The organism is Streptomyces sp. SAJ15, assembly GCF_007595705.1.
In the GTDB taxonomy this organism is placed as follows: domain Bacteria; phylum Actinomycetota; class Actinomycetes; order Streptomycetales; family Streptomycetaceae; genus Streptomyces.
Genome location: NZ_NISY01000012.1, coordinates 176,699 through 189,912 on the forward strand (window position 1 = coordinate 176,699; position 13,214 = coordinate 189,912).

Here is a 13,214-nt window from a genome sequence, read left to right on the forward strand (position 1 = left end):
ACACCGACCGATCACCGTCGCCGAGTTCAGCCGAAGCGCCCCACCGACGCCCGTCCGCGCGGGCCCGCCACCGCCTCCGCCAGCGCGTCCGCCATCGCCTCGATGTCGTCGCCGAGGCCCAGCGGGGAGACGGTCACCCGGACACCCGGCGGCGAGTCCAGGCGGAAGCGCGCGCCGGGCGCGACCGCCCAGCCCGACTGGAGCAGCCGCGCGACGGCGCCGGTCTCGTCGGGGACCGGCACCCACACGTTCATCCCGCTGCGCCCGTGCGCGGCGATCCGTCGCGCCCGCAACGCGGTGACCAGGGCGTCCCGCCGGGCCCCGTAGGAGGCGGCGACCACCGCGGTGTCCACGGCGCCGGCGCGCCACAGCCGCACCACCGCCTCCTGGAGCAGATGGCTGACCCAGCCCGGACCAAGCCGCTGCCGGCCGGACACCCGGTCGACGGTGATCTCGTCACCGGTCAGCACCGCGAGCCGCAGATCCGGCCCGTACGCCTTGGCGACGGAGCGGACGAACGCCCAGTGCTCGGTGCCGCCCGCCAGGGGGTGGAGTGGCAGGTCCACGATGCCGTGGCCGTGGTCGTCCTCGACCAGCAGGGTGCCGGGGTGGGCGGCCAGGACGGCGCGCAGCTCGCGGGCGCGCGCCGCGCCGATCGACGCCCCGGTCGGGTTCTGCGCGCGGGAGGTGACCAGCAGCGCCCGCGCGCCCCGCTCGAGCGCGCGCTCGACCGCCTCCGGCAGCGGCCCGTCGTCGTCCACCGCGACCGGGATCGGCCGCAGCCCGAGCGCCGGGATCAGGTCGAGCAGGCTGCCCCAGCCGGGATCCTCCACCGCGACGGCGTCCCCGGGCCGCAGATGGGCGGCGAGCACCCGCTCGATCGCGTCGAGCGCGCCGGAGGTGACGGCGAGCGGACCCGCCGGCACGCCGTCGGCGTCCAGCCCGGCCCGGGCCAGCCGGTCCAGCTCCGGCACCACCGGCGCCGCCCCGTACAGCACCGGGTCCGCGGCGGCGCGCGCCGCGGACCCCGCGAACGCCTCGGCGAGCGACGGCAGCAGCGCCGGGTCGGGGTTGCCGCCGGCGACGTCCCGCACCCCCTCGGGGGGCTCCACCCGGATCTCCTCGCGCCAGGTGCTCGCCGGGCGCGAGCGCACCCGACTCCCCCGACGCCCGGCGGTCTCGATCACCCCGCGCTCGCGGAGGGTGCGATAGGCGGCCGCGACGGTATTGGGATTGACCCCCAGCTCCGTGGCCAACTCCCGCATGGGTGGCAGCGGTTGACCGGGGAGCAGCCCACCCGAGCCCACCCCGCGCTCCACGCTCGCCGCGATCTCGGCTGCGCGACGCCCTTCGATCCGATACTCTCCTAGCACAAAAGATATTATGCACTAGTGCAATAAGGAGCGCAATGAGCGACACCAGCACCGCCGCCGGCTACGCACCGACCGAGCGGACCGTGCCCACCCGCGCCCGTGAGCGCGCGTCGTACGATCGCGAGCTGGTGCATGCGATTCTCGACGCGGAGTACGTCTGCCACCTCGGCTTCGTGCGCGACGGGGCGCCGGTCGTGCTGCCGACCCTCTACGGCCGCGTCGGCGAGCGACTCTATGTGCACGGCTCGACCGGATCCCGCCCGCTGCGGACGGCCGGGCGGAGCGAGCAGGGCATGCCGGTGTGTCTGACCGTCACCCATGTCGACGGCCTGGTTCTGGCGCGCTCCGCCTTCCACCACTCCATCAACTACCGCTGCGTGGTCGTGCACGGCCTCGCCCACCCGGTGACCGACGAGGCCGAGCAGCGCGCCGCCCTGGACGCGCTGGTCGACCACGTGCTGCCGGGTCGGGCGGACGACTCCCGCCCGGCCAGCGCCAAGGAGCTCGCCGCCACCGCGGTGCTCCGCGTCGACCTCGACGAGGTCTCCGCCAAGGTCCGCGCCGGCGGCCCCAACGACGAACCGGAGGACCTCGCGCTGCCGCACTGGAGCGGCGTGGTGCCGGTCGCCCGGACCTACGGCACCCCGCTGCCCGCCGACGACCTAGCCCCCGGGATCCCGGTGCCCGGATACGTCACCGACCGGCACTGACGCCCCCGCCGGGCCGGGGTGGACGTCCGGGCCTCGGTCACCGCCAGGCCCGCGACCGCCGCCAGCAGCACGGCGGTGCCGAGCACGGTCGCGGCGGTCAGGTGCTCGCCCAACAGCGTCACCGCGATCACGGCGGCCGTGACCGGCTCGATCAGCGTGATGACGGTGGCGGTGGTGCCGCGTATCGCGGTCAGGCCCGCGAAGTACAGCCCGTAGGCGAGCGCGGTGGGGATCGCGGCGATGTAGACCATCAGCGCGATCGTGCCGCCGAGATCCTGTTCCCGCGGCAGCAGCCCCTCGCCGAGGGCGAACGGAAGCACGGTCACCGTGCACACGGCGAACGAGGTCAACGCCGTGTCGTAGGGGTCGGTGGCCCGGCCCGCCCGGCCCAGGCAGCGGTTGTAGACGGTCATGGTGGAGTAGCCGGCCGCCGACAGCAGGGCGAGGGCGACGCCGACGGGCCGTACCGCCCCCGTCCCCTCGCTGCCGAAGACCAGCACCGCCAGCCCGGTGAGCGCGCCGGCGACCGCCAGCAGCCCGCCGGCGCCGAGTCGCTCGCCCAGGAGCAGTCGGCCGCACAGCGCCACCAGCACCGGCGCCGCGCCGAGAGTGACGACGGTGGCGACCGCCAGCCCGGTCGCCTCGACGGCCCAGAAGTACGCCGCCTGGAAGACGGTCAGGCCGAGGCCGGTGACCAGGATCCGGTTGACGCGGCGCAGGGGCGACTCGACCGGACGCGACCCGACCGGACGTGGGGCGGCGGCCGGGGATCCGGCGGCGAGCCGGGCGCGCAGCGCCCGCGCGGCGAGGAGCAGCAGCAGGCCGCCCAGGGTGCGCCAGAAGGTCAGCGCGAGCGGCCCGAGCCCGCTGCTGCCGTACAGCAGCGCGGCGGCGGCGCCGGCGGTGCCCCAGGTGGTGGCGGCGACGGTGACGTAGAGCATCCCCCTGCCCACGGACAGGGCAGGGGTGGGGGATGTGCGCACGAGGAGTTCTCCCGCGGAAGACGTGAGGGATGGTCGTCATTCCGTGTGCGGGCGGTGCCCCAGCCGACGCCGTTCCGGCTCCGGCCGCTCATGGACCGTCGAGGTCCCGGCGGCTCATGGGCCGTCGATCGGACACCGTACGGACACCTCGACCGGCGGCTCCGGGGAGCGAGCCCCGGACCCGGTGGGTGTGCTGCGCACGGTGGCGCCTGCCCGCGTTACGCGGCGGGAGGCGGAAGAACGGTCTGCTGCTGCGGCATGTGGATCACTCTAGCCCATGTCCCTTTCGCCGGCCCGGTCCGAGGGATCGCCGTGGCCGGCGCCGGCCTCCGCGGGGACCGCCGCGGGCGCGGGCTCCGCCGGAGTCGGCCAGGACCCGGCCACCGGCTCGGGGGACGGCTTCTTGGGTGTGGAGGTCTGCGCGATGAAGGCGCCGGCGAGCACCACGACCCCGCCGGTGATCTGCGCGACGCCCAGCTTCTCGCCGAGCAGCACCCAGGCCAGGACACAGGCGACGACCGCCTCCAGGTACGCCACCACGCCGGCGATCTGCGGCGACAGCTGCCGGACGGCCTTCACCCCGGTGAGGTAGGCGACGACGGTCGCCACCAGCACGATCCAGGCGAGCAGCAGCACCGCGGGCACCCGGACGCCGCCCATGTCGGCGCGGCCGACCAGCGTGGACCAGTCGAGGTTCCAGGGGCGGGCCACCGCGGTGAGCGCGACGGCGCCGATGAGCATTCCGTAGGCGAGGACGCCGAGCGGGTCCGCCGCGTCCTCGCCCTCCCCGCCCTGGTCGGCGAGGACGAAGTAGCTGGCCTGGCAGCAGGCCGCGGCCAGGCCGAGCACCAGCCCGAGGGTGTCGAAGCGCAGTCCGGACCACACCTCGACCACGCAGGCGAGGCCGCCGACCGCGAGGACGACGCCGACGGCGGCGGCGCGGCTGACCGGGCGGCGCTGGACGAACCGCACCCAGCCGAGCAGGAGCGCCGGGCCCAGGTACTCCACCAGCAGCGCGACGCCGACGGGGATGCGTGAGATGGCCGCGAAGTAGCAGGCCTGGACGCCGGCGACGGCCAGCAGTCCGAAGCCGGCGAGCAGTGCGGGGCGACGGCGCGGCAGATCGCGGTGGCGCCAGGCGACGGGGAGCAGCACCAGTGCGGCACCGACCACCCGTAGCCAGGTGACATGGAGCGGTTCCAGGCCAGCCTCGATCAGCGGCTTGGCCGCGACACCCGATCCACCGAACGCGAGTGCCGAGACCAGGGCGAGACCCAGGCCGGCACTTCTCCCCTGAGACGCTTGCATCGCGCCATCATGTCAGTTTCGCGTCAGTAGCGTCACCCCGTTGACTGCTGGCAGGTCGGCCCGTCCAACGCCTCCACCAGCACATCCGGGTCCACGCCCGCCCGCCGCAGCACCTCCGCGGCGCGGCACTCGCCGTCCCGGGCGAGCAGCGCCAGCAGGTCCAGCCCCTCGGCGCGCCCGGCGCCGCGCCCCCGGGCGCGGGCCCACGCGCCGTCCATGGCCGAGGCCGCGGCCGGCGACCATCCGGGGCAGCCGGCCTCCCGGTCCCCGAGCCGAACGACCGGCACCGCGCGGGAGTCCTCCACGGTGCCGCTCCAGCGCAGGCCGTAGCCGATGGTCCGCTGGACGAGGTAGCCGAGCAGTCGGGCCACCTGCGGCGGCCCTCCGTCGAAGGCGTCCCGCACCTCCGGGTCGGCCTCCAGCAGTCCGTGCAGCAGATGCGCCGTGTCGATGTGTCGGTCGCCGTCGCGGAAGGCCCGTCGTCGGGCGCTCGCGACCACCGCCGCCAACTCGACGCTGAGCTGGGGCTCCTGGGCGCGCCTGGCAGGCGCGACGGAGAAGGTGGGGCGACTTTGCACCCTCCTACCCCATCAGTCCCATCAGCCCGAGGCATCCCCGCCAGGACGCATTTGCTCCTCCGACCGTGGTTGCGCAACCGTGAGCGTCGCCTCCTCCTTGAGGAGGAGACGACCCTCCACGGCCTCATCGACGCCGGGGCGCCTCAGCGCACCGCGACCTCCGCGGTGCGCTGCCCCGCGGTGAAGACGTAACGGCCGCGCTCGACCCGCGGGGCGTCGGCCCCGTCGAGGTCGCCCGGGGTGACCGCGAGGGCGCGGGCGGGGACGGTGAGGGTGACCGTGCGGGACTGGCCCGGGGTGAGGTGGACCCTGGTGAAGGCGGCGAGCTTCCGGGGCGGGGCCAGCACCTCGCTGACGGGACGGGAGACATGGACCGGGACCACGAGGTCGCCCGCCCGGGAGCCGTCGTTGGAGACGGTGACCCTCAACCGGACCGGGGCGCCGGGGCGTACGGAGGCGCGCTCGGCGGTCACGGCGTCGACGGCGTAGTCGGTGTAGGAGAGCCCGGCCCCGAAGGCGTACGCCGCGTCATAGGCGGACTCGGCGCCGCCGTTGGTGCCGGGGAGCTGCTGGTAGTACATCGGCTCGTTGCCCACCCGCCTGGGCCAGGAGACCGGCAGCCGACCGCTCGGGTTGACCTTGCCGAACAGCACGTCGGCCACCGCGTGCCCGCCCTCCGTGCCCGGCAGCCAGGACATCAGCAGCCCGTCGGTGCCCGCCGCGTCGCCGAGCGCCAGCGGGCGGCCCGCCAGGACGACGACCACGACCGGCCGTCCGGCGTCGGCGACCCGCTTGACCAGCGCCTGCTGCGCGGTGGAGAGCTCCGGGCGCGGAGTGTCCGCCCCGCCCTCGGCGCCCGGGCGTTCGCCGACGACCACCACCGTGACGTCGGCGTCGGTCGCCTCGCGCGCGGCGTCCTCGGCGGACTCGGCGTGCACCACCCGCGCGGTCGCGGGCGCCGCCGCCCTGATGCCCTCCAGGACCGTGGTGCCGGGCAGTTCGACGCCCTTCGGCACCCCCTGCCAGCCGATGGTCCAGCCGCCCACCTGGCCGTTGATGTCGTCCGCGTACGGCCCGGCCACCACGATCTTCTTCGCGGAGTCGGCGATCGGCAGCGTGGCCCTGCCCTGGTGCGCCGCGTTGCGCAGCAGCACCTGGGAGTCGGCCGCGGCGCGCCGGGCCAGGTCCTTGTCGGCGCCGAGCACCGCCGCGTCGGCCTCCGCGGGGTCGACGTAGGGGTCCTCGAAGAGGCCGAGTTCGAACTTCAGCCGCAGCACCCGGCCGGCGGCCTCGTCGATGCGCCGCGGGGAGACCAGCCCGCGGTCCACCGCGGTCCGCAGACCCTCGCTGAAACCCTTGGCGTCGAAGGGCTCCATGGCCATGTCGACCCCGGCGTTGACGGCCAGCGCGATGGCCTCCGGATAGTCGGCCGCGATCTTGTACTTGGTCTGGAGGGCCCGTACGTCCTCCCAGTCGGAGACCGTGACGCCGGTGAAGCCCCACTGCTCGCGCAGCACCGTGGTGAGAAGGTGGCGGGAGGAGGTGGCCGGGACGCCGTTGAGCGCCCCCGAGTTGACCATCACCGTCCTGGCCCCCGCCTCGACGGCCCTGCGGTAGGGCGGCAGCAGGGTGTCCTGGAGGTAGCGCGGGGACACGTCGGCGGGCACTCGGTCATGGCCGTTGGAGGGCTCGGAGTAACCGGCGAAGTGCTTAACGGTGGCGGCGACCCGCTTGGCCCCGCGGGCGGTCTCGATGCCCTCGACGCCGGCCGCGGCGAGCTCGCCGGCCAACAGCGGGTCCTCGCCGTAGGTCTCGTAGTAGCGGCCCCAGCGCTGGTCGCGGGCGAGGTCGGCGACGGGCGAGAAGTTCCAGTCGATGCCGGTGGCGGCGACGGCGCGGGCGGTGGACGCGCTCGTCTCCCGCACGGTCCTCGGGTCCCAGGTGGCGCCGAGGCCGATCTGGTGGGGGAAGACGGTGGCGCCCAGCACATTGTTGTGGCCGTGGACCGCGTCCACGCCGTAGAGCACCGGGATGTGCAGCCGGGAGTTCCGCACGGCGTAGCGCTGCACCGCGTTGACCATCGTCGCCCACTCGGCGGGCGTGTTGCGCGCCGGCCCCATCCCGCCGCCCGAGAGCACGGAGCCGACGGCGTGGTCGTCCAGCACGGTCTTCATACAGGTTTCGTCGAGCTCGCCGCCGCTCCACTCGCAGTCGCCCTGCATACGGATCACGGCGATCTGGTCCATCTGGCCGATCTTCTCGTCCAGCGTCATCCGGCCGAGCAGGTCCCGCACCCGCTCGGCGACGGGGGCGCCGGCGTCGAGATAGCGGGGCGCGCCGGCCCGGGCGGGGCCGGCGGGGGCGATGGCGACCCCGGCCGCGCAGGCGGTGACCAGCGCGAAGACGAGGGCGGGGTGGCGACGTCCGGCCGCGGTGGCGCGGCGGGCGGTCACGGTTCTCCAGCGGGCGGGCAGGGACACACGTACAGACATGAGAGCGCTCTCCGATCTGCTGTGAGACCCCGGAGTCTGGCCGTGACCTGATGGGCGGTCAAGAAGGCGGTGCCCCACGGGGCGCCCGTGGACCACCGCCTCCGGTGCGCCGGGCGAGCCTCCGGCGCGGTCCCGCCACGCCGTCGGCGCGACGCCGTGGCCGCGCCGCCGACCCGCCGGGACCGGGGCCGCCGAGCGGCCCGGGGAAGCGCCCGGTCGGCTGCGGCCCTCAGCGCTTCCCCCTCCTCGACGCTCAGTCCTCCTCGGCGCTCAGTCCTCCTCGGCGAGGATCAGATAGAGCCGCTTGCGGGCGTCGTTGATGGCCGCGATCGCCTGCTGCCGCTGCTCCGGGGTGCCGGTCTTCCAGACCTGCGTGAACGCCTCCATCAGCCCGAACCCGGCCTGGCGGATCTCCTGCATCGCCTCCCAGTCGACACCCCGACCGGCCTCCTGCCACGGGGCCTCGGGCCCCGCCTCGGCCTCGGAGCGACCCGCCTCGGTGAGCGCGAACAGCTTCTTGCCGCCCTCGCTCTCGCTGCTGATCAGCCCCTCGTCCTCCAGGAGCTGCAGGGTGGGGTAGACCGAGCCGGGGCTCGGCTTCCACGCGCCGCCGCTGCGCTCGGCGATCTCCTGGATCATCTCGTAGCCGTGCATCGGCCGGTCCCGCAGCAGCGCCAGGATCGAGGCCCGCACATCCCCGCGCCGGGCGCGGCCGCGCGGACCACCCCAGCCGCGGCCACCGAACGGAGGACCGCCGAAGGGCGGCCCGAACGGACCGAAGGCGGCCCGCTCTCCCTGGAAGTCGCCCCAGCCGGGCCCGCAGTGCTCGTGCCCGTGGTGCCTCCCACGTGAACGCATCCTTACGCTCCTTCCATCGTTGATCTATCTTGATAACTCAACGATATATCGGATAGCCGACACCGACAAGCCTTCCGAACGCCGTCCGCCGTCCGCCCTCCGCCCTCCGCCGTCGAGGCGACCTGACCGATCAGGAATCGAGAAGCGCAGGCGACCGGGCCACGCCTAGCCTCGCCGTCATGGACCTCACCGGTCCGTACGGCGATCACGACCGGGCGCTCCGCGACCGCGCGATCCGCGATCCCGCGTTCCGCGATCCGCGGGCGAACCGATCCGCTTCGACGGGCTCCGCTGAGCCGTCCGACGCCGCCGCGTCGGACGTACGCTCGAAGCTGATCAGATCGAGCCAGGCGAGGCCTTTTGGAGCCCCCGCGGGCGGCCCCGCCCGACAGAGAGGGAGACACAGATGAGCACGGCCACGAGGACGGACCCGCAGTCGCCCGCGTCGCACCTCGCCGACAGCCACGATCTGATCCGCGTGCACGGCGCGCGCGAGAACAACCTCAAGGACGTCAGCATCGAGATCCCGAAGCGCCGACTGACGGTGTTCACCGGCGTGTCCGGCTCGGGCAAGAGCTCGCTGGTCTTCGACACGATCGCCGCGGAGTCCCAGCGGCTGATCAACGAGACCTACAGCGCCTTCGTACAGGGCTTCATGCCGACGCAGGCGCGGCCGGAGGTCGACGTGCTCGACGGGCTGACCACCGCGATCATCGTCGACCAGCAGCGCATGGGCGCCGATCCCCGCTCCACGGTCGGCACCGCCACCGACGCCAACGCGATGCTGCGCATCCTCTTCAGCCGGCTCGGCACGCCGCACATCGGCCCGCCCAGCGCGTACGCCTTCAACGTCGCCTCGGTCCGGGCGAGCGGCGCGATCACCGTCGAGCGCGGCGCCAAGACCAAGGCCCAGAAGGCCACCTTCCAGCGCACCGGCGGCATGTGTACCCGCTGCGAGGGCCGGGGCGCGGTCTCCGACATCGACCTCACCCAGCTCTACGACGACTCCAAGTCGATCGCCGAGGGGGCCTTCACCATCCCCGGCTGGAAGTCGGACAACGTGTGGACCGTGGGAATCTACGCCGAGTCGGGATTCCTCGACCCGCGCAAGCCGATCCGCGAGTTCACCCGGAGGGAGATGCAGGACTTCCTCTACCGTGAGCCGACCAAGGTGAAGGTCAACGGGGTCAACCTCACCTATGAAGGGCTGATCCCCAAGATCCAGAAGTCGTTCCTGTCCAAGGACAAGGAGGCGATGCAGCCGCACATCCGGGCCTTCGTGGAGCGGGCGGTCACCTTCACCACCTGCCCCGAGTGCGACGGCACCCGGCTCAACGAGGGGGCCCGGTCCTCGAAGATCAAGCGGAAGAGCATCGCCGACGCCTGCGCGATGGAGATCAGAGACCTGGCCGAGTGGGTCCGCGGCATCACGGATCCCTCGGTGGCGCCGCTGCTCACCGCGCTCCAGCGGACCCTCGACTCGTTCGTGGAGATCGGCCTCGGCTATCTCTCGCTCGACCGCTCCTCGGGGACGCTCTCGGGCGGCGAGGCGCAGCGCGTCAAGATGATCCGCCATCTCGGCTCCTCGCTCACCGACGTCACCTACGTCTTCGACGAGCCCACCATCGGCCTGCACCCCCATGACATCCAGCGGATGAACGACCTGCTGCTGCGGCTGCGCGACAAGGGCAACACGGTGCTCGTCGTGGAACACAAGCCGGAGGTGATCGCGATCGCCGACCATGTCGTCGACCTCGGCCCCGGTGCCGGCACGGCGGGCGGCACCGTCTGCTTCGAGGGCACCGTCGAGGGACTGCGGGCCGGTGGCACCATCACCGGTCGCCACCTCGACGACCGGGCGGCTCTCAAGGCGACGGTGCGGAAGCCCACCGGCACCCTGCCGATCCGCGGGGCGACGACGCACAACCTGCGCGGCGTCGACGTCGACATCCCACTCGGCGTGCTGACCGTCGTCACCGGGGTCGCCGGCTCCGGCAAGAGCTCGCTGGTGCACGGCTCGATCCCCACCGGCGAGGGCGTGGTCTCCGTCGACCAGGGCCCCATCCGCGGCTCCCGGCGGAGCAACCCGGCGACGTACACCGGACTCCTCGACCCGATCCGCAAGGCGTTCGCGAAGGCCAACGGCGTGAAGCCGGCGCTGTTCAGCGCCAACTCCGAGGGCGCCTGCCCCACCTGCAACGGCGCCGGCGTCGTCTACACCGACCTGGCGATGATGGCCGGCGTCGCCAGCACCTGCGAGGACTGCGAGGGAAAGCGGTTCGAGGCGTCGGTGCTCGACCACCACCTCGGCGGCCGCGACATCAGCGAGGTGCTCGCGATGTCGGTGACCGAGGCCGAGGAGTTCTTCGGCGCCGGAGAGGCGCGCACCCCGGCCGCGCACCGCATCCTGGAGCGGCTCGCCGACGTCGGGCTCGGCTACCTCAGCCTGGGTCAGCCGCTCACCACGCTGTCCGGCGGCGAGCGGCAACGGCTCAAGCTGGCCACCCACATGGCCGAGAAGGGCGGCGTCTACGTCCTCGACGAGCCGACCACCGGCCTGCACCTCGCCGACGTCGAGCATCTGCTCGCCCTGCTCGACCGGCTCGTCGACTCCGGCAAGTCGGTCATCGTCATCGAGCACCACCAGGCGGTCATGGCGCACGCCGACTGGATCGTCGACCTCGGCCCCGGCGCCGGCCACGACGGTGGCCGGATCGTCTTCGAGGGCACGCCCGCCGACCTCGTCGCCGCCCGCTCCACCCTCACCGGCGAGCATCTCGCGGCCTACGTCGGCGGCTGACCGCGGTCTGGCGAACACCGCCGGCTCTCGCGGCCGTCGGGCGTCTGTCGGGGGGCCGTCGGGAGCGTCGGCCGGCGCTCCCGACGGCCCGCCGCCCGCGCCCGCGCGGCGCCCGGCGATGCCCGCCGGCGCGCACCGCGGTCGACGACGCACCATTGACGCGCGGCGACACGGTCGGGAGCCAGGAGGCCGCGGCTCCTGTTGACGGGTGCTGCGCCGCTGACGCGTCCTGCTGACGCCTCCTGCCCTGCTGACGTCCTGCGCCGCTGACGCGTCCTGCTCCGCTGGCGCGGCGGGGACGTGGCCCGCCGAGTGCGGGCCACGGCCGGGCGATTGGCCGTGGCCGCGCCCTCACCGGCCCGCTACCGTCACGCCATGCGCTTGCGAATCGTCGACGCCTTCACCGACCGTCCCTTCTCCGGCAACCCCGCCGGCGTGCTCCTGCTCGACCGGGACTCCTTCCCCGACGACTCCTGGATGCGGCAGGTGGCGGCGGAGGTCAATCTCTCCGAGACCGCCTTCGCGCATCCGCTCCCGGCCGGCGGGGAGGCCGACTGGGCGCTTCGCTGGTTCACCCCGACCACCGAGGTGGACATGTGCGGACACGCCACGCTCGCCACCGCGCACGTCCTGCGCGCCACCGGCGCGGCCGACGGCACCGTGCGCTTCGCCACCCGCGGCGGGGTGCTGTCCGCGGCACCGGCCGCCGACGGAGCGATCACCCTGGACTTCCCGACCTCCGCGCTGACGCCGGTCGACGCGCCCGAAGGGCTGGCGGAGGCACTGGGCGCCAAGCCCCTCGGCGTCCACGACACCAGCGAGCACATCGGCGATCTGCTGGTCGAGCTGGCCGACGAGCGGAGCGTGCGCGAGCTGGCCCCGGACATCCGGGCCATCGGCCGGGCCTCCCGACGGGGCGTCATCGCCACCGCCCCGGCCGCCGACCCGGCACGCGGCTACGACTACGTCTCGCGCTGCTTCTTCCCGAACGTCGGGATCGACGAGGACCCCGTCACCGGCAGCGCCCACACCGCGCTGGCCCCCTTCTGGTCCGCCCGGCTCGGCCGCGAGGAGCTGACCGGCCTCCAGGCGTCCGCGCGCGGCGGCCTGGTGCGGACCGCGCTGCGCGGCGATCGCACGCTGCTCAGCGGCCTCGCGACGACCGTCATCGACGGCGAACTGCTCGCCTAGCACGGCGGCCCGCCCCTCAACGGCCCCCGTGGGGTACGCGGGGCGCCGGCTCAGGCCGTGGGCAGCCAGCCGACCTTGCCGGCCAGCAGCGCGTAGCCGACGAACGCGACGATGTCGATCAGCGCGTGCGCGGCGACGAGCGGCCCGACCCGCCCCCAGCGGCGGTAGAGCAGCACGAAGATCATGCCCATCGCCATGTTGCCGAAGAATCCGCCGATGCCCTGGTAGAGGTGGTACGAGCCGCGCAGCACCGAGCTGGCCAGCAGCGCGGCCATCGGCGTCCAGCCGAGCTGGCCGAGCCGGCGCAGCAGGTAGCCGACGACGATCACCTCTTCCAGCACGGCGTTCTGCACCGCGGAGGCGATCAGCACCGGGATCTTCCACCACACGTCCGGCAGCGCTTCGGGCACCACGGTCAGATTGCCCCCGGCCGCCCGCGCCCCGAGGTACAGCAGCAGCCCGGTGCCGCCGATGCCGGCCGCGATCACGGCGCCCCAGCCCAGGTCGAAGCCCGGCCGCCGCCGGTCGAAGCCGATCGCCCGCAGCCCGGAGCCCTCGCGGAGCAGCAGATGGGCGACGAGGACGACCGGCACCAGCGCGGTACTGATACCGAAGAGCTGCCAGGCCAGGTCGAGCCAGGGGCGGCCCGGCGCAGCCGAGCCGTTGAGTGTGGCCGCCTTGTCCTTCAGCCCGCCCGGCGCGGTCACCGAGCCGATGAAGCTGATCAGCGCGGAGATCCCGCTCGCGCCGAGCGACAGGGCCAACACGAGCGACAGCTCGGTGCGCCACATCCGCCGCGTCGACCGCTCCGTCGTGGCCCCGCCGGGCGGGGAAGCCGCCGCCGCGCGCGTTCTCGCCTGCACTGTCCGCCCTCGCCTTTCCGTGTCCCGCCCCGCGCCCTAGCTTGCCCGACGCCCACCC

General features: G+C 74.0%; 10 protein-coding genes. 3 read left to right on the forward strand and 7 right to left on the reverse strand.

Annotation, left to right across the window (positions count from 1 at the left end):
* Positions 1-26: 26 nt before the first annotated feature.
* Positions 27-1,373: an aminotransferase class I/II-fold pyridoxal phosphate-dependent enzyme gene (locus CD790_RS26220; protein WP_144385815.1), complete on the reverse strand. Its 1,347-nt coding sequence runs from the start codon at positions 1,371-1,373 to the stop codon at positions 27-29.
* 35 nt (positions 1,374-1,408) lie between these two features.
* On the opposite strand from CD790_RS26220, the gene CD790_RS26225 reads away from it, so the two are divergent.
* Complete coding sequence (locus tag CD790_RS26225; protein ID WP_144385816.1) at positions 1,409-2,083, forward strand: pyridoxamine 5'-phosphate oxidase family protein; 675 nt, start codon at positions 1,409-1,411, stop codon at positions 2,081-2,083.
* Here CD790_RS26225 and CD790_RS26230 read toward each other — a convergent pair.
* The 5 genes from CD790_RS26230 to CD790_RS26250 form a co-directional block, all read right to left on the reverse strand.
* Positions 2,008-3,066: a DMT family transporter gene (locus CD790_RS26230; RefSeq protein WP_399218240.1), complete on the reverse strand. Its 1,059-nt coding sequence runs from the start codon at positions 3,064-3,066 to the stop codon at positions 2,008-2,010. The two genes, CD790_RS26225 and CD790_RS26230, sit on opposite strands and share 76 nt — an antisense overlap.
* A 270-nt stretch (positions 3,067-3,336) precedes the next feature.
* Positions 3,337-4,374 carry a DMT family transporter gene (locus CD790_RS26235; protein WP_144385817.1) on the reverse strand — a complete coding sequence of 346 codons (1,038 nt, stop codon included), beginning with the start codon at positions 4,372-4,374 and terminating at the stop codon, positions 3,337-3,339.
* Between the two features lie 32 nt (positions 4,375-4,406).
* Entirely contained in the window at positions 4,407-4,952 is a 546-nt protein-coding gene (locus CD790_RS26240; RefSeq protein ID WP_186319241.1) for a Clp protease N-terminal domain-containing protein, read from the reverse strand.
* A 143-nt stretch (positions 4,953-5,095) separates the two neighbouring features.
* On the reverse strand, positions 5,096-7,444 hold the full coding sequence (locus CD790_RS26245; protein WP_144385818.1) for a glycoside hydrolase family 3 N-terminal domain-containing protein: 2,349 nt from the start codon (positions 7,442-7,444) through the stop codon (positions 5,096-5,098).
* Positions 7,445-7,714: 270 nt separating this feature from the next.
* Complete coding sequence (locus CD790_RS26250; protein ID WP_144385819.1) at positions 7,715-8,302, reverse strand: PadR family transcriptional regulator; 588 nt, start codon at positions 8,300-8,302, stop codon at positions 7,715-7,717.
* Between the two features lie 406 nt (positions 8,303-8,708).
* On the opposite strand from CD790_RS26250, the gene CD790_RS26255 reads away from it, so the two are divergent.
* Positions 8,709-11,102: an excinuclease ABC subunit UvrA gene (locus CD790_RS26255; RefSeq protein WP_144385820.1), complete on the forward strand. Its 2,394-nt coding sequence runs from the start codon at positions 8,709-8,711 to the stop codon at positions 11,100-11,102.
* Positions 11,103-11,477: 375 nt separating this feature from the next.
* Entirely contained in the window at positions 11,478-12,293 is an 816-nt protein-coding gene (locus CD790_RS26260) for a PhzF family phenazine biosynthesis protein (protein ID WP_144385821.1), read from the forward strand.
* 50 nt (positions 12,294-12,343) lie between these two features.
* Here CD790_RS26260 and CD790_RS26265 read toward each other — a convergent pair whose 3' ends face one another.
* A complete protein-coding gene (locus CD790_RS26265; RefSeq protein ID WP_260867892.1) occupies positions 12,344-13,084 on the reverse strand; it encodes a CPBP family intramembrane glutamic endopeptidase in 741 nt (246 codons plus the stop codon).
* Positions 13,085-13,214: the final 130 nt, after the last annotated feature.